The 17576-nt window shown below is 60.6% G+C and carries 10 protein-coding genes; 2 read left to right on the top strand and 8 right to left on the bottom strand.

Annotated features, from left to right (window positions below):
• Positions 1–43 precede the first annotated feature (43 nt).
• Positions 44–2614: a bifunctional 23S rRNA (guanine(2069)-N(7))-methyltransferase RlmK/23S rRNA (guanine(2445)-N(2))-methyltransferase RlmL gene (rlmKL, locus tag ACEG18_RS08695; protein ID WP_372542343.1), complete on the top strand. Its 2571-nt coding sequence runs from the start codon at positions 44–46 to the stop codon at positions 2612–2614.
• Positions 2615–2708: 94 nt separating this feature from the next.
• Here the strand turns inward: rlmKL and ACEG18_RS08690 are convergent, their stop codons facing one another.
• From ACEG18_RS08690 to ACEG18_RS08670, 5 genes are all read right to left on the bottom strand, one after another.
• The gene (locus ACEG18_RS08690) at positions 2709–3422 is read right to left on the bottom strand and encodes a response regulator (RefSeq protein WP_117648427.1); all 714 of its coding nucleotides are present in this window, start codon (positions 3420–3422) and stop codon (positions 2709–2711) included.
• Positions 3423–3426: 4 nt separating this feature from the next.
• Positions 3427–5052 (bottom strand): sensor histidine kinase, encoded by a 1626-nt coding sequence (locus tag ACEG18_RS08685; protein WP_372542341.1) that lies wholly within the window; start codon positions 5050–5052, stop codon positions 3427–3429.
• A 113-nt stretch (positions 5053–5165) separates the two neighbouring features.
• Positions 5166–5360 (bottom strand): hypothetical protein, encoded by a 195-nt coding sequence (locus ACEG18_RS08680; protein WP_372542339.1) that lies wholly within the window; start codon positions 5358–5360, stop codon positions 5166–5168.
• 69 nt (positions 5361–5429) lie between these two features.
• On the bottom strand, positions 5430–7457 hold the full coding sequence (locus ACEG18_RS08675; protein WP_372542338.1) for a KUP/HAK/KT family potassium transporter: 2028 nt from the start codon (positions 7455–7457) through the stop codon (positions 5430–5432).
• 159 nt (positions 7458–7616) lie between these two features.
• Positions 7617–8486 carry a nitroreductase family protein gene (locus ACEG18_RS08670; protein ID WP_372542336.1) on the bottom strand — a complete coding sequence of 290 codons (870 nt, stop codon included), beginning with the start codon at positions 8484–8486 and terminating at the stop codon, positions 7617–7619.
• A 213-nt stretch (positions 8487–8699) separates the two neighbouring features.
• On the opposite strand from ACEG18_RS08670, the gene ACEG18_RS08665 reads away from it, so the two are divergent.
• Positions 8700–11000: an LTA synthase family protein gene (locus tag ACEG18_RS08665; protein WP_372542334.1), complete on the top strand. Its 2301-nt coding sequence runs from the start codon at positions 8700–8702 to the stop codon at positions 10998–11000.
• Between the two features lie 61 nt (positions 11001–11061).
• Here ACEG18_RS08665 and ACEG18_RS08660 read toward each other — a convergent pair whose 3' ends face one another.
• The 3 genes from ACEG18_RS08660 to ACEG18_RS08650 are packed head-to-tail and all read right to left on the bottom strand — an operon-like array spanning position 11062 to position 17568.
• A complete protein-coding gene (locus ACEG18_RS08660; protein ID WP_372542333.1) occupies positions 11062–11760 on the bottom strand; it encodes a hypothetical protein in 699 nt (232 codons plus the stop codon).
• A gap of 2 nt (positions 11761–11762) precedes the next feature.
• The gene (locus ACEG18_RS08655) at positions 11763–12332 is read right to left on the bottom strand and encodes a hypothetical protein (protein WP_372542331.1); all 570 of its coding nucleotides are present in this window, start codon (positions 12330–12332) and stop codon (positions 11763–11765) included.
• Positions 12325–17568, bottom strand: a complete 5244-nt coding sequence (locus tag ACEG18_RS08650) for a hypothetical protein (protein WP_372542329.1) — start codon at positions 17566–17568, stop codon at positions 12325–12327. The genes ACEG18_RS08655 and ACEG18_RS08650 overlap by 8 nt, the downstream gene beginning before the upstream one ends.
• Between the last annotated feature and the right edge of the window lie 8 nt (positions 17569–17576).

Raw genomic sequence — 17576 nt, 5'->3', positions numbered from 1 at the left:
GCATCCATCATATAATGGAGCGACGCAACCAGAGAGGTCACCCATGGAATTTTACGCAAGCTGCCCCGAGGGCTTTGAATCCGCACTCGCCGACGAGCTTAAACGGCTCGGGCTTTCGCATGTCCGCCGCCTAAAAGGCCGCGCTACGTTTGAGGGCGAGCTCGAAGAAGGCTACCGTGCCTGCCTGTGGTCGCGCCTGGCCAGCCGCGTGTTTGTGGTGCTTGGGCGCTTTGAGGCGCAGGATGCCGATGAGTTGTACGACGGCGTTTACGACATCGCCTGGGAGAGCATCATCCGCCCCGGCGCCACCATCGCCATCACCGCCCGCGGCTTGACCGAGCAGCTGCGCAACACGCGCTTCTCGGCTCTGCGTGCCAAAGACGCTCTGTGCGACCGTCTGGCCGAGACCACGGGCCGTCGCGCCGATGTCGATGCCGCCGACCCCGATGTTCACCTACTGCTTTCGCTGCGCCAGCGCCGCGCGAGCATAAGCCTGGACCTTTCGGGCGACCCGCTGTTCAAACGCCTGCCGGCCGCTGCGACCCGTGCCGGCGAGGGCGCGCACGTGCTGCGCCCCGACTACGCCGCCCTGGTGCTGGCGCAGGTCGGCTGGACCGCACTGTGCGAGCATGAACTGACGGCCGATGATTACGAGAATGAAGCCCTGCCCACGCTGATCGATACCTCGTGCGCCGGCGGCGGCCTGTTGCTGGAAGCCGTGAACATTCTGACCGACCGCGCCCCGGGCGCCACACGCGAGCGCTGGGGCTTTGAGGGCTGGCAGCTGCACGACGCCGCCCTGTGGGAGCAGCTGCTTGCCGAGGCGCGCGAGCGCGAGGCGGCAGCGCGCGAGCGCCAGGCGCGCATCGTGGCCGCAGACATTGACCCCGCCGCCCGCAAGACTGCCGAGCGCATGGTCAAGTGCGCCGGCTACAAGCGTTTTGTCGATTTTTGTGCCGCCAAGTCCGCCACCGTGCTGGACCACGCAGGTGCCGTTGCCGGTGCCGCCGTAGTCGCGGATACGACCGAGACACCGCTTCCGCTCATGCACGACGCAATGACGCTCATCGGTGAGCTGCGCCGCGCGCCCGAGCTTGCCGCGGCGCCGGTCACCGCGCTCACCCGCGATGGCCTTATGGCCCGCGCGCTCCACGCCGAGCCCGCGCGCTCCATCGCCGTCATGCCCAACAACGAAGAGGCGACCGTCGAAGTCTGGCCTTCGCTCGACCACGCCGCCGCAGCGTTTGAGGCTGCGAACAGCGCAAACGCCGAGGGCGAGACCGCGGACGCCGACGACGTCATCAGCGACGAAGCCGCCGGCGCCCTCATGCCCGAGCCTGCCGCCACGCTCGACCTGGGTGACGGCAAGCCGCTGCCCGTGCTCATCCCCGAGTCCGAGCAGTTCGCCAACCGCCTGCGCAAGAACGCCCGCCTGCGTCGCAAGTGGGCAAAGCGCGAGGGCGTGAGCTGCTACCGCGTCTACGATGCCGACCTGCCCGATTACTCTGCCGCCATCGATCTGTACGAGGGTTGCCCGCAGACGCCGGGCCGCTGGCTCGTCATTGCCGAATACGCCGCGCCCAAGACCATCGACCCCGCACTGGCCCAGGCCCGTATGCTCGATATTCTGGCCATCGCGCCGCGTATCTTGGATGTTCCGGCCGAGCACGTGCACGCCAAGGCCCGCATGCGCTCGCGCGGCGGCTCGCAGTACGGCAAGCAGGGCGCCGACAAGGGCGGATCGGGCGAACGCGCCAACATCGAGCGCCGTCGACTGCCGCTCATCGAGGAGGGCGGGCTCACCTTTGCCGTCAACTTTGACGACTATCTGGACGTCGGCATCTTCTTGGACCACCGCGTCACCCGCAACCTGGTGCGCGAGCACGCCAAGCAGGCGCGCCGCTTCCTCAACCTGTTTGCCTACACCGGCACTGCCACCTGCTATGCGGCAGATGGCGGCGTCGAGGAGACCGTGACGGTCGACCTCTCCAACACCTATCTGGACTGGGCCGAGCGCAACATGCGCCAAAACGGCTTTGTGGGACCGCAGCATCACTTTGTGCGCGACGACGTGCTCGCCTGGATTCGCGACCAGCGCCAGACGCGCAACCGCTGGGACCTGATCTTTGTCGACCCGCCCACGTTCTCGAACTCGTCCAAGATGGGCCGCCGCACCTGGGATGTCCAGCGCGACCATGTTGAGCTTTTGGCTGGCGTATCGCGCCTGCTCGCGCAGGGCGGCCACGCCGTCTTTAGCTGCAACCTGCGCGGCTTCCGCCCCGAGACGCGCAAGCTCGCACGCGCGGGCGTCGTGCTGGAGGACATTACGGCGCAAACCATCCCCGAGGATTTCGCGCGCAACCAGAAGGTGCACCATTGCTATATCGTGCGCCGCCTGCCCATCGAGGACGCCATGGCCGAGGTCGGCTTTAGCGCCGAGGAGATTGCCGAGCGAACCGAGGAGCTGCGCAACCCCGAGGCGCGCAAGCCTCGTGCAGCAGCGCCCGCGCACGCGCAGGCCGGCAACGGCAAGTCCAACTTTGCCGGCAAACCCTCCCCCGCCGGTAAGCCCAAAAAGAAGAAGTTCTACGCCAGCAAGCCCAAGGGCAAATAACAAAGTTGCGGTGGAATACGGACTGTTTTGCCTGGAATTAGGTAAATTTAGACCGTATTTCACCGCAACTCATATTGGGATGGTGGTTGGCGATCTAGCCTTGGGTAACTAGGCGGTAGCCAATACCTACGTGCGTTTGGATATAGCGCGGATGCGCGGGGTCGGACTCGATCTTCTTACGCAACGTGCCCATAAAGACGCGCAGGCTCGCCAGGTCGCTCTTAGTCGCCGTGCCCCAAATCTCGTGCAGGATAAACTGGTGCGTCAGCACCTTGTCGGCGTTATGCGCCAGCAGGCACAAGAGCTTGTACTCGATCGGCGTCAGATGCAGTTCCTCGCCATCCATCGTGGCGATGCCGGCATCAAAATCGATATGCAGCTCGCCGGTATCGAACGAGCCCTCGGAGGCAACGCCGCCCGTCTGTGCATACGAAAGACGCCTGAGCGTCGTGCGAATGCGCGCGAGCAACTCCTCGACCGAAAACGGCTTGGTCAGGTAGTCGTCGGCACCGGCATCGAGCGCGCGGATTTTGTCCGCATCCTCGCTGCGCGCCGAGACCACGATAATCGGCATGCCCGACCATGCGCGCACCGACTCCACCACCTTGACGCCGTCCATATCGGGCAGGCCCAGATCGAGCAGCACAATGCTCGGCGCCTGCGACGAGGCGGCGGCGATGGCGGCATGGGCGGTCTCCACAGCCATATGGCGCAAGCCGTGCGCCTCGAGCGCGGCAACGATAAGATTGCGAACGGCGGGGTCGTCCTCAACGACCAAGATGAGCGGTTTTACGGCAGAGTTCGGCACGGCGCTACTCCTTATCAAACGAAACATCGGCGACGGGAAGCTCGATCGTAAAGACCGAGCCGTGCGGGTCCGCCGCGGCAACCTCTATGCTACCGCCATGTGCCAGCGCAATGGAGCGGCAGAGCGAAAGCCCCAGGCCCACGCTGCGGTGGCTGTCGGCCAGGCCATGGTTGGCGGTGTAGAACGACTCAAAGATGCGCTCACGGTCCTCGGGCGCAATGCCCGGCCCGTCATCGGCCACCGAGCACGCCACGTGCCCATCGTCGACGCCAATCGAAATCACGATATGCGAGCCTGCGGGCGTATAGGTGATGGCATTGTTCACCAGGTTCACCACGAGCTGTACCATCAGACGCGCGTCGACGTTAACGAGCGCCGGTTCATCGCACGCCACCACCTTAAGGTCGTGCTCGCGCACGGCCGGACTTACGTGGCGCAGCGCCTCCTCGACGATATCGTCCATAAGCTCGAGCGTAGTCGACAGATGCATGCCGCCGCCCTCGAGCTTGGTGATGGCAAGCAGGTTCTCGACGGTGGCGTTGAGCCACAGCGCATCCGAGCGAATGGATAGAAGCAGGCCGCGGCGCGTCTGGGCATCGAGCACCGCGGTGCCGGTCGAGCCCTGATCGAGCAGCACGTCGGCATTGCCCGAAATACTGGTGAGCGGCGTACGCAGATCGTGTGAGATGGAGCGCAGCAGGTTGGCGCGCAGCTGTTCGTTTTTGGCGAGCACCGCCGCCTCCTCGCGGGCCTCCATGGCGCGGGCGCGATCGAGTGCCAGCTCGCCTTCGCTCACGATGGCATCGGCAAGTGCCCGCTCCTCATGCGTCAGCACGTCGGGCTCGGCAACGATAGCCAGCACGCCTACCACCGAGGCGGGGTCGCCCGAGCGCACGAAGCCGTCGCCCGCGCGAACCGTCAGGTAGATGCCATAAAACGCCGAGCCGCCATAGGTGGCATCGAGCGGCGTTCCCACATAGGCGGACGCCGAGAGCCGCGGCGGCATCTGCGGCGCCAGCTCGTGCACCGGCGCGGCATCGCCCACGGCCGTGTATGTCGCACGCGGCAGCAGGTCATCGCCCTCGGCGTCGGCGCCGTACCACACGACCGGACGGCCCGAAAGACGCGCCAGCTGCGTGGCCATAGCGTGAACGATCTGCTGTTCGTCGGCGCAGCGCTGCAACATGCGGTTGGTCTCGAGCACCATATGCGTGCGGCGGTCGCTGGCGGCAGCCTGTGCCAAGGCGCGGCGCAGGGCCAACGCAATCGAGCTCGACACAAGCGAGACCACGAACATGATGAAGAACATGCCAGGATAGACGCGGTCGATAAGCGACAGCGAGTAGCGCGGGTCGACAAACAAGAAGTTGTAGAGCGCCACGGCGGCAGCCGAGCTCAGCAAGCAATACAGGCGACTCCAGGTAAAGAATGCGCACAGCTGAACGGCGAGCACATAGACGATCATGATGCTCGGCGCGAGACCCGGATGGTCGAGCAGCGCGCCCACAATCGTCGCCGCGACCAGCAGCCCCACCGATACGCAGGCGTCATACAGAGGGCTGCGACGCGTCAGCGTTGTGCGCCGCCACCAAAAGCTATCGGCAATATCGCCGTCCGTACGGACGTCCATCAGCGCCCCGCCCCTCTCTCAAAAACAAAAACCACCACAAAGGGGACAGGCACCTTTGTGGTGGTTTTCCCTCGTGGTGGTTCTAAGTGTATAGCCTTTGCAACCTGCGGTCGTTAGACAAACAGCACGTGCGCGAGCAGGGCACACACGCACACCGCTCCAAATACCAATGCCACGATCGAAATCACGCGATCGGCCATGTCCATGTTGGCACGATTCGTAAAGAACCGATCTTCGGCGGCGTCGACGCACGCCTCACGCACCAGCTCGGTCGCAAGATCGCGACCGTCAAGCACCTTTGCATCCATGGTTTCCTCCCAGGACTCAATCCCCGTCATTACAAGCCCGCCCGTTCGCAGACAAACTTCGAGCGTCGACTACGGGCGCTCGTTGGGGGCCAGGCGCTGCATCTTGCTCACAGCCTTGAACTTGGTGAACAGTGGCACGTACTCAAAGCTCACGTTGGAGTTCTCCAGACCATACCAACGCGCGGGCGTACCGGCGGCGCGGCGGATGATGTACTTGAGCGTAATGGCCGTACGCTCACTCGGCTCCACGTCGCTTTCGGGTGCCAGAAGCTTGCGGATCATGACGAACTTGAACGTGCCGATATTGCCCGGATCCTTGTAGACCGAGTAGTCATGCGTCTGCGCCGGCAGCTCGCCGGTGGCAGCCAGGTCCTGAACGACCTGACGCAGGTAGGCATTGACGCGCTGGTTGATCTTGTAGCCCAGGTACAGATGCACGCGGAACACGTAGTCGGTGCCGAACGTCTCGACCGAATAGGCAAAGGTATGCGGCTCGTCCATGGTCTCGACATTCACGAACCACCAGGCGCGAGCGCGCTTGGGATGCTTGTCCAAGATCGAGTAGACGATATCACGGTCAATGTAGTCGGTATGGGTGTCCTTGGTCAGGTACACGATGTTGTCGCCCAGACGCTCGTAACGATCGTCATCGCGCAGGCGCTTGAGCTGCGGCAGGTAGCTGCGCAGCGGCAGCAGCGTAAACTGGCGCTGCTCGACCGCCGTGCCGTTGTACCAGCACACCATAATGCCCATGATGAGTGCAGCCATGAGGATGGTGAAGTAGCCGCCGTGGAAGAACTTGGTGAGCGAGCTCACGAAGAAGAAGCCTTCGAGCAAAAGGAAGAAGGCCGCGAAGATCCACGGAGCAACCTTGAGCTTGCGCTCCTCGTGCAGGTAGAAGAAGAGCAGCAGCGTGGTGCACATCATAGTCAGCGTAATGGCAAGGCCGTAGGCGGCTTCCATATGCGCCGAGTTCTGGAACAGCAGCACCACGATGACGCAGCCCACGAGCATGACGTTGTTGACCATGGGGATGTAGAGCTGGCCTTTGGTCTCGGCAGGGTAGAAGACCTGCATGTGCGGCATGAGGTCCAGACGGCTGGCCTCGGACACCAGCGAGAACGCGCCGGTAATGAGCGCCTGCGAGGCAATGATGGCCGCGATGGTGGAAAGGCCGACGGCAAACGGGCGCAGGCCCGGAGCGAGCATCTGGTAGAACGGGTTAAGGTCGGCAATGCCCATGAGCTCGGGGTTGGCAGCGTTGTTGATAAGCCAAGCGCCCTGGCCCATATAGGAAAGCAGCAGACAGCACTTAACGAACGGCCAGGTGGCGTAGATGTTGCCGCGGCCGACGTGACCCATGTCGGAGTAGAGCGCCTCGGCACCGGTGGTAGCGAGGAAGCAGCTGCCCAAGATCATGATGCCCGCATGGTTGTTGGGGCTCAGCAAAAAGCCGATGCCGCGCAGCGGGTTGAGGCACAGCAGCACCGCAGGGTACTGGAAGACAAAGAACAGACCCGTGCCGCCCAGGAACAGGAACCACAGCGTCATGATGGGGCCAAAGGCGTGACCGATCTTGGCCGTACCGATGCGCTGTACCAAGAAGAGCACGATGATGATGGCGAGCGTAATGGCGACGACGCGGCCCTGGTCATCGCCCAGCACGGCATGGACCGCCGGGATGGTGCGCAGGCCCTCGATGGCCGTGGTAACGGTAACGGCCGGCGTCAGGATGCCGTCGGCGAGCAGCGCGGCGCCACCCAGCATGGCGGGGATGATAAGCCACTTGCCGCAGCGCTTGACCAGGCTGTACAGGGCAAAGATGCCGCCCTCACCATGGTTATCGGCGCGCAGCGAAATGAGCACATACTTGATGGTGGTCAGCAGCGTGACCGTCCACACGACAAGGGAGAGCGCGCCGAGCACGAACTCCTCCGTTACGCTTCCGATGCCGCCGTTGCCGGCAACGAGCGCCTTGGTTACATACATAGGGCTGGTGCCGATATCGCCGTACACCACGCCCAACGTGACGAGCATCGCCGAGATGCTCACAGGAATCGCAGCGTGCGAGGCTGCCTCCTTGGCCTTTTGTTCCATAAGCCGGTTTCCTCCCAACTTTAATGTTCGAAGGGATTATAGGTAATCGGCCCATGTTTGATTGGCACTGTCTTCCCAGCTAGATAAACATTTATACGGCCTTTAGGCCACCGCGGCGATATGGAATGTGACAAAGGGGCTGTCCCTTTGCCACATCTGTCATTTTCCGAGCCAATTTTTGAACCACCACTCCATGGAGCGGCTCATCTCGGCCATAAAGGGGCTCGTGTGCTTGCGGGTGTAGATATCCACGACGCGCTCCCCCACCTCGCGGGCATGCGGGCGAAACATCTTGTCCATCTCGGCCACCTGCGCGTCCATGGTCGCGGCATCCGCACGGCAGTAGCGTTCCTCGTGCACCAGGTTCACCACGGGATGCGCAATGGCCGGGCGCTCCTTACGGGGCGTGCCGATGATGAGCATCGACAGCGGCATAGTATAGGGCGGCAGATCGAGCAGCTCGGCGACTTCCTCGGCATTCTCGACGATATCACCGATGTAGCAGCTCCCCAGCCCCAAGGCCTCGGCGGCAACCACGGCGTTTTGCGCAGCGATCACGGCGTCCTGGGCCGCGATGGCAAAGTCGCCCAAACCCGGCACGCGGCGGGGCGCCTTACCCGTGCGCTCGACAAACTCGGGCTCAAAGCAGCCCACATGCTCAAACAGATCGATCCACTTGGCATAATCGACCACAAATATTAGTGCCCAGGGCGCCTTGGCGATCATGGGCTGGTGATCGCACAGGTCGGCGAGGCGGTCCAATGTGGCCTGCTCGCGAATGCTCACGATGGAATACATCATCATGGCGCCTGCCGACGGCGCGCGACTCGCCGCATGCAAGATCGCCGCCCGCTGCTCGTCGGTCACCGCTACGGGACGGTCGCTGTCATCGCGCGCAAAAGCGCGCGTGGACGAGCGATGCTCCAAGATGTCCAGCACCGCGTTGCCCGTAGTCTCGACCGGATAGCCGCACGTATCGACCGCCGCTCCGTCGCCGCCCATGTCCGCCTTGCAAACCTGCTCGCTCATCGCCCTACCCTCACCATTTCTTTAAGAAGCCTTTACGTTTCCGTGTAATTCCCGTCCATTATCGCGCAGGTCGACACTACATTGCGCCACACCGCCACACATGCGCGTTAATATGGCTGGTTGTTGTGCGCAGCCACCAATTGCAGCGCATATCTTGGTAACAATCGGGTAAACCCCCGCTTTCGTAGGTTTTAGTTTGTGAGGAGTCTCAGCATGTTCGCTGCCGCCATCTCGCTCGTCGGTCTTGCGGCGACCGTCTACCTTGTCTTGCGCGAGGCCAAGGCCATTCGCGCACAGTCGGGCACCGTTGCCAAAAGCGCCATCGCCTGGAGCGTCGCCTTCGGTCTGTTCCAGGTCTTTTTGACCATTTGGGGCGCCGTGGGCCTCGTCGCCCAAAACGAGCCGCTCGCCTTTGTGATGCTCATCCTGACCAATGCCATCCTTACCGGATGCGCCTGGGCCAGCATCGCCCGCGACCGCATCGCCCCGCGCGTCTTTGCGTTCGCCGGGTCCGATGCCCCCGCCCCCACAGGCAAGCTCGCCCGCCTGCGCGGCGCCTTTGTGGGCCGCCCGCTCGTCGCCGCCGTCTTGTGCATGCTGCTCGCCGGTGTCTTTGCGCTGCTGGGCATGGAGGTCTCGTCCAACCACGACTTTACCTGGGTCTACCCCCTGTGCATCCTGCTCGAGTGGGCCATCATCACCGTGCTCATGATCGGCTTGTTCTTCCTGTTCCAGCGCCACGGCGCAGCTCCCGCGATCCTGGCCTTTGCCCTCTTTGTCCTGGGCATTGCCGAGTTCTTCGTCATCACGTTTAAATCCATGCCCATCCAGCCGGGCGACCTTTCGGCCATCTCCACCGCTGCCGCGGTCGCCGGCACCGGCTACACCTTCTCCATCTCGCTGTTCTGCGTGCTGTCCATGGGCTTTACCGCCATCGCCATGCTGCTGTGCGAGTACGCCGGCCTGGTCGCGCCGCATCGCCAGAAGGGCACCGCCAACGCCAAGCGCATGCTGCTCACCAACCTGCTCGTGGCAGTGCTGTGCCTGGGCGGCGTGACCGCGCATGTCACGCTCATCGACTACTACAACACCCTCGGCATCACCGTCTACACCTGGCGTCCGCTCGAGAGCTACTGGCGCGAGGGCTACCTGCCTGCCTTTATTAGCGCGGCACAGTCCATCAAGCCGCCCAAACCCGCCGACTACTCCGTCGACGATGCCAAGGCCACGCTCAAAAAGTACGCCAAGGCCTACGACAAGTCCGACGCGGCCAAGAGCGACGAGCGCGCCGCCGCAAAGGAGCAATTCGACAGCGAGAAGCCCACGGTCATCGCCATCATGAACGAGACCTTCTCGGACCTCTCCATCTACCAGAACATGCGCGCCGGCTACGAGGGCCCGCAGTACTTTAAGAGCCTGCCCAACTGCCTCAGCCGCGGCAAGCTCTATGTGAGCGCCTACGGCGGCGGTACCGCCAATACCGAGTTTGAGTTTATGACCGGCAACTCCATGGCCAACCTGGGCTCGGGCGTGTACCCCTACACCATCTACAACATGGAAACGACCGGGAATCTGGCAGAGCAGTTCAAGTCGCTCGGCTATTCCACCACGGCCATGCACCCCAACCACGCCACCAACTGGAACCGCGAGAACGTCTACAAAGACTTTGGCTTTGACCGGTTCCTGTCCATTAACGATTTCCAGGGCGCCGATACCCTGCGCGGTATGGTGACCGACCAGGCTACCTACGACAAGATTCTTGAGCTGCTCGACCAGAACGCCGATCCGCAGTTTATCTTCGACGTGACCATGCAGAACCACTCGGGCTACGACACGGGTCTGGTGCCGGTCGACAAGCAGATGCACCTAAACATCGACACGACCGACCTGGACGCCAAGACCATCGAGGACGGCACGCTGTCCGATGTCGACGAGTACGTCTCGTGCATTGAGCAGTCCGACCAGGCGCTTCGCTACTTCCTTAACGCCCTGAGCAAGCTCGACCGCAAGGTTGTCGTGGTGTTCTGGGGCGACCACCAGCCGTTCTTCCCGTCCAAGTTCAACGATAAGTGGTTTACCGGCGAGGACGACGCCACCCACCAGGAGCGTTTGTGGCAGACCGACTACATCATTTGGGCTAACTACGACGTTGCCGGTTGCGACCAGACGAGCGAGGTCGACGACCTGTCCACCAACTACCTGTCCACCCAGCTGATGCAGCTGATCGGCGCACCGCTGACCGACTACCAGAAGGCACACATGACGCTGCGCGAGTCGCTGCCCGCCATCAACTCCGTGGGCTATGAGGACGCCAGCCTGCGCTGGGCGCTTTCCTCCAACGTCACCGGTGACGACGCCGTTGCCGCAGCCACCACCAAGGCACGCGAGGATTACGCCAAGATGCAGTACTACGAGATGTTCCGCGACGGCAAGAACGTGTACACCGAGCACTTCCAGACCGAGGCCAACGAAACCGACCCCAACCTGGCACCGGGTACGACCAAGATTAAGTAGCTGCTAGCTGCTGAGCCACAACTGAAACGTCTGTCCGGGCGGAGGCATTTAGAAGATGGACCTAGCGCTTATCCCTCCGGGATAAAAGCAGCGCGGCCATGAAAGCAATGATTGTAAGCGTCAGCAACACCAAGAGCAATGCGAGCGTGCTGTCGCCGGTTGCCGCCAGGCCAAACAGACCGGGGCTCTTACTGCCAGCAGGTTGTACGGGAATCTTCTCGCCATCGTCCTCGGCGGTAATCTCCCAGCGAATAGCCTTGTTTGCGTCGGCAAGCTCGTTGCCCACCGACGACGGGACACTTAGTTGCAAATTGAGCACCGTGCTGCCATCGCTCGTAAACGTTGCGACCTGCGTGGGATGGGCAAACACGCTGCCCGGCGCTCCCGCCTGAAGCCAGCCCGCCGACGCATCGCCCGTCGATGCCGTCAAGGCGATTGGCGACAGCATGCGTGCCGTCTCGTGATCGACAACGGCACGCACAAATACGCGCACCTGGGACTTTACGCCCGTGGCCCGTATCTCAATCTGCTGATCGCGCGTATCACCGGGCATCAAATCTTTAAAGGCCGGAAACAGATCGGGCTCCCCAGAGGTGCCCGTTGCTCCCGAGACCGTCAGCTGGTGCGCGTTGCCGTCATAGGCAATCGATGGAGCGTCGGCAAATGCACGGGCAGGAACGGCGATCGCGACCATGCAGAAAATGGCCGCGACCATGCAACGCAAGGAGCACGCAACGCCTTTGCGAATTAGAAACGCCATACTTACGCACCTCCATGCGGCGGCACCAGCACGCCATCATTGACCGTGCAACCCCATGCCTCTTTAACTGCATCGTCGGGCGTGGACTGAATTGCCTGGGTCGAAATGTCGACGACCAGGTTCTTACCATCCGTCTTCTTCTCGGACACGCTCTTGATGAGCACGCCCGTCTTGCCGAGCGGCGCAACGGGAGACGTCCAGTAGTAGAACCCGTCGGCCGAGCGAACCCAAGACGAGGCGCTGCTAGTAGTTGAGGCATTGGACACGTCGCCCCACACAATGGCGTAGTCGGTACCCTCGACCGGCTCATCCCACAGGCGTGCGCCATCCTTGTCCTGCCAGTAGATATCCACCGCAACGCGCAGGTATGCCGGAGCTGAACCGCTATTTTTAACCGCAACGTCGCTCTTCACATTATTGTCGAGCGTCTCGTCCACCGAAGGCGCCACCGAGCCAAAGCCAAACTCGTTGACCAGCACGCCCGTAACCGAAAGCCACGCAAAGGTGCCGACGACGCCGGCCAAAAGGAGGACGCCGACAAGGAGGGCAACGATCCGCTTGCGCTTAGTCATCCTTGTCCTCCCTCCTCAGCGTGCCGTTTTCCCAAACATTCTTGGCACGCGAGCCGCCATCGACCCATTTGTCCTTCGCGCGCGTGTTGACGCACGTCACCACCGCATCGCCCGCGCTCGAAGCAGACGAAATCGTCAGCTCGGCAGATTTACCGGGCGCCTTGCCCGGCGTGCTCAGCTCGCCCTCGTAGCGCCATGCCCAATTCGTGTCTTCCTCGACGGTATAGATGCCCGTCGGCGCGGCAAATTGCACGCTGCCGACATACCAGGTCTCGCCGTCTTCGTCGCGCCTCTCGCTAACTTTCACCTCGACCATGCGCGTCTCGGCAGGAGAATCCTCCGACGCCTTTCGCGTTACCTTAAAGCGGAACGTTTGCCCCATTGCGCTGGCGTCGGTAGTCTTTTTAACGATCGTCAGCGCATGAGTCTGGGCAAATTTGAACACGGCATTACCGGGACCTTGCTCGCCTTCGCCTGTCTTCTTGGACTCCAGACGGTTGGCCAGGTCGAACGAGCCGCCACCCGAACCCAGGCTGTAGAGCGAGACAAACTTGCCGTTCACAGGCTTTTCCGCCGCAGAAACGCCCTCTGCACCAGGGCCGTAGCTTGCCTGCGTTACCGTAACGGTCAGTTGTGTTCCCATAAACGGCTCGGCAAAGCAGACCTTAAACGGCGCCTTGTCGGCACCGTCATCGACGGTGTTGGCGGCGGCGGGATCGAGCAGCCATTTAAGCTGCGCGGTCATGGTTACGGGTTTCGCGGGATCAGACGTATCGTTGGCAACCACGCGATACGTCACGGGATACAGGTCCATGTCGCCCTTGACTGGCTCGCCCTTGAACTCATCCCAAGACTTTGCAGTGCCATCGGCACCCACATATCGCCACTCCAAGAAGAGCTCGCGCTTATCGCCATTGGCAGCAGCCTGTTCATCGAGCAGCGCGACGATCTTGGAGTGGGCGTCCGGATCGTACGCCACGGATTTTTGCTCCATCACAGGATTGCCGTCGTTGTCGTAGACAGGGTTGCCGCTCTCGTCCATTTTGGGAACATCGACCGTGTAGACAAAGCCAGGCTTACCGTCCTGCGCGCGCTCGTCGCCCGAGTCGACCGTCGCCGTAAAGATGACCGCCCCGTCGACGCTGTGATAGCGCACCTTATACGGCGTGACCTTGTACACCGCGGTATACGTCGCGCCCTTAAAGGGTTCACTACCCTCGAGGGGATACTTATCGTCTTCGGTCATCAGAGTGTATTTACTATCGGATTCATAGTCACGCGACCAGCCGACAAAGTCGTACTTGGTGCCATCCTTGCCGACAACCTCAGCTGTAGCTCTTACTTCCAGCGAAATTTGATCGCCAGAGTCGGTGCGCGAAAGAGAACGCACGGAATCGGGGTTATCCAGATTGGCATCGATATTCGATTGGACAATTACCGCGCTGGCACGGTAGACCGGGTACAGCTCCATGGGGGCGTTAACCACAGTGTTTGTATTCACCATGGGAAGGCCGTCCGACCAAACGACATAACCGTTGCCGGATGCCGGTTTAGTTTCCGTCCAGCCTACGAAGGCATTGTATGCGTTCGTTGCATCATCGATGTCGCCAACGTTATACGTCGGCAGCGGGATGCCGTCCTTAAGGCTGCCGAGCGTATCGCCCTGCTGGGCTACCTTGCCATCCACATCTTTAGCATTGAGATGGTACACGACCGCCAACGGCGAATAGTACGCCACAAATGTATAGGCTCCGCCGGGTTCCACCTGATAGGAATACGAGTTATCGCCGTTAGGTTCGAGCTTTTTAACCTCACCGTTCGGAAGTTCGATTTCGACCTTATTCAGCTTGTATAACTCGCCGCCGGACTTGTATACCGTCGTTTCGATATCAGGAGTCACCGTTGCCGTGGCGGGATCGTTGTCCGCATTGAGATTAGGGGTGATGTCATACCTAGGAACATTCACCTCGGAAGTGCCATTAAAACCGGCGCGGTGCAGGTTGGTGGTGTAGTTGACGTCGAACTTTGCGTAGACGGGATAGGCATCCTGACACTGGGTGACCTTGGAGTCATCCGTCGCCAAGTATGGCGCCGCCTTTTCCGGATTGCTCGTCACATAGGGGTCGTTGGCGACATCATAGATATATTTCCAGACGGCAGAATCCTTCTTGACCTCGGCGGTCGAAATCCAGCCCAGGAACTTATAGCCCGGCACGGCCATGTCGGCATCGGTCGGGGAAGCTTCGAGGGTCAGGGGGCTCTCATACGATCCCTTCTCACCATCTTCTGGCTTTTCGGCCACTTTAACCGACTTATTAACATGCGGGTAGTAATACGTGAACGTCGGATCCGCCCCGTTCACCTTGGTCTGCAGCAAGTTACTCTCATAGCGCCGCGTGGCAGTCCTCACGACATTATCGCCCTTGTTGTAGAAATTAACGTCCGTGGTAATCATCGCGCGAACGTAGTACTTCTTATCTGTACGCACCATGCTCTCGATGGGATTTTTCACATATGTCCAGTATTCACCATCGCGCTCAAGCGTCCAGAAATTCAGGCGATAGCGATCATTCACCAGTTTGGCCGTTACGTTCAGCGAAGCCGAAGTCCAAGTATCGCTTAGCGTTGCAGCGCCTGGAAAATCGGTATCGGCATAGAGGTTTTTCAGAGTATCGGCTCCCGTATCGTTTTTAACGTTGTGCGAGTACGCATTAAGGGGACTCACGACAAGGGTATTCGCCGTGAAGCGCGTGCCACACGTTTCGTCATACCTATCCTTTATACCGTGGTCAACATGCTCCGGACCCCAGTGGACGACGTTTTCACGCACGAAGGTACTACCGACGTTTTCCTCAAAGGGCGTTTGATAGCGATTCCAAACGGAACAAAGTAGCTTGCTGTCCGTAAACTCATGGTTGGTATAAGCCCGAACGTAATAATCCACTCGGTACTCAAAGCGGGCGATGTAGGTATGCGGCGCGGTTAAATCGACATCTGCGGGGAGCGTATAGCTGGGATCGCGGCTTACGCGCACCTCGAGCGGAGCATCCTCGGTTCCCTTGTTTTCGTACCAACCCAAGAAGCGATAGCCATCGGGCAGCTTGCCGCCATTGGACAGGGGCGTACCTTCCGTGTTGCACACCTGTACCGTGTAGACGCTGGTGCCGTCCTCGGTAGTCTGGACGTCGACATTGGTTTTGCCCACACCGTCGCGCAGAGTCTTATCGTCGGTTGTGTCCTGCTCATTGCCCTCGAACACCGTTATGATGTTCGACACGTAGTCGCTGTACACCGGGTAGAAGTCGGTAGGACGGACAACCGTGATCTCGCTACCCGCAGGATAAAAAGCTCCCTGATTTTTAAGCTCGGCTAACTGAGTCGAGGTGATGGCGGCATAGCCACCATTCATCCCCGCCTCGCTGCTAGGCTGCGTGGTCCAGCCGATAAATGTCGCGGTAGGCTTCAAGTTGCCGCGATCCGCGGGGGCAGCGGGCGTCAAACCCACGCCATAGCGGTACCAATCAGTTGACTTGCCGTGCGCAGCACCGGTTTTCCAATCAAGCGTCTTGCCCTTAACGTTATAGAACAGCACCTGTGCCTCGTACGAAGCGATAAACAGGTCATTGCCCTCAAAAGCCTTGGACCCTTTCGCGTTATCGGCAGTATAGGTTGACGTTTCGTCGTGCAACTCGCTCTTCTGGACCTGCTTGCCAGCAGCCACAGCATCGGCATCGGTCTTGCCGTCAAACCAGCTGTTGTCTTGTCCAATTCGATTCACTTGCACATCGGGCTCGCGGAACCAGCCCATAAAACGGTAGCCGCCGTTCTCCTCGCTCAGCCCCTCAGGCTTTGCGGAGGTATCCTGCTTAAACGTTACCGACGTATCGCCCTGGGCCAAGCCCTGGGCCGTTCCCGCCAGCACGGCACTCACGGCAAAGGTATACGGATCCGAGGTCGCCTGATCAATACCGAGTTTGGTTGCCTCGATGGTCGCGATGCCTGCACCGGGAAAATCAATCGTCGCCTTAACGCTCTGGCCATGCACGGGAATATTCAGTTTGTAGTCCATCGCCCACTCATTGGGGTGTGAGTCATTCAGATACGCATCGTTAGCAGTCGAGCGCATGGTGCCGGCACAGAAGTCGTAATCATGCTGCTCCCACAGCTCACGTGTGACGTAGCGCTCGTCGTCCCAGGGACCGAATCCGGCACCGGATACCGTGCCATCACCCGCAAGGGCGTAAATCTTCTTCTTGGCTGCCGTACCCTGACTAAACCCGGATAGGCTGACACTGGGCTTGAAGTAGCAATCGGTGATAGTCGCATCACCCGCATTAGCGCGTGCAGCAATACCGCCCAGGTTCACGTCGTTTTGAATAATGGGGATCACGGCGATGGGGTTGTACTGGCGCGAGCTCAAATCGCCGGCGAAATGGCTGCGAGTGATTTCATTACCGCTCTTAGACAAGATGCGGCCTGCAAGACCGCCCGTCCAAGCGCGCGTTACGGAGACAACGCCCACGTAAGAAGCAGCATAGCTATAGCATTTCGCCGTTGAAAAGCAGTCAATGACTTTAGCGCCTTCTGCCATGCAGCCCACAAAACCCGAGGCGTACACGTTGTTGCCGCCCAGGGCGCCAATGGCCACATCGTATTTATTGGTAACGTCGGTCATGCCCTTCTCGGCAATCGAGCCATCCTTGTTGCGCGTAGGCGTCACGCGGCAATACTCGATGGTCGAGTTCTTAACGTAGCCGGCAAACGCCGCCATGTACAGGCCCTCGCCACCGATTGCCTGTACGCCCGAAGTCGTGTTGTTGACGGCGCGGCCGCCACAGACCTCGCAGTTGTAGAGGGTGCAGCCGTCGAGCTCGCCGGCAATCAGGCCTCCCTCAAAGCCCGCGTTGGTAATCACATTGAGCATGTTGTTGGCACACGTAACGTGCAGGGTGCTCTCCATGACCATAACGTTTTCGAAGTGGGTGTTGATCGCCCTGCCCACGATAATGCCGCCGCGGAAGTCAGCCCAAATGTTGGCATCCTTGACCAGGAAGTTCTTGATGGTGGCGCCATCGGTCTCGGCAAAAAAGCCCGTATCGCGCTCGGGATCCAAGACCTTATTCTCGTAGTTCAGGCCCTTCACGGTATGGTTTTGACCGTCAAAGACGCCCTTAAAGGGATGTTCTTTGTTGCCAAAGGAGAGGTGCTTGACCGTATCCTCAACAATGGCATTCATATCATCAT

This window comes from Collinsella aerofaciens (genome assembly GCF_041537385.1).
In the GTDB taxonomy this organism is placed as follows: Bacteria; Actinomycetota; Coriobacteriia; order Coriobacteriales; family Coriobacteriaceae; genus Collinsella; species Collinsella aerofaciens_BV.
This window is presented reverse-complemented; position numbering and strand designations above follow the sequence as displayed.

Excerpts from the sequence above, each read along its gene's own strand:
- rlmKL (WP_372542343.1), top strand. The coding sequence starts at position 44 with ATGGAATTTTACGCAAGCTGCCCCGAGGGCTTTGAATCCGCACTCGCC.
- ACEG18_RS08685 (WP_372542341.1), bottom strand. The coding sequence starts at position 5,052 with ATGGACGTCCGTACGGACGGCGATATTGCCGATAGCTTTTGGTGGCGG.
- ACEG18_RS08680 (WP_372542339.1), bottom strand. The coding sequence starts at position 5,360 with ATGGATGCAAAGGTGCTTGACGGTCGCGATCTTGCGACCGAGCTGGTG.
- ACEG18_RS08675 (WP_372542338.1), bottom strand. The coding sequence starts at position 7,457 with ATGGAACAAAAGGCCAAGGAGGCAGCCTCGCACGCTGCGATTCCTGTG.
- ACEG18_RS08670 (WP_372542336.1), bottom strand. The coding sequence starts at position 8,486 with ATGAGCGAGCAGGTTTGCAAGGCGGACATGGGCGGCGACGGAGCGGCG.
- ACEG18_RS08665 (WP_372542334.1), top strand. The coding sequence starts at position 8,700 with ATGTTCGCTGCCGCCATCTCGCTCGTCGGTCTTGCGGCGACCGTCTAC.
- ACEG18_RS08660 (WP_372542333.1), bottom strand. The coding sequence starts at position 11,760 with ATGGCGTTTCTAATTCGCAAAGGCGTTGCGTGCTCCTTGCGTTGCATG.
- ACEG18_RS08655 (WP_372542331.1), bottom strand. The coding sequence starts at position 12,332 with ATGACTAAGCGCAAGCGGATCGTTGCCCTCCTTGTCGGCGTCCTCCTT.
- ACEG18_RS08650 (WP_372542329.1), bottom strand. The coding sequence starts at position 17,568 with ATGAATGCCATTGTTGAGGATACGGTCAAGCACCTCTCCTTTGGCAAC.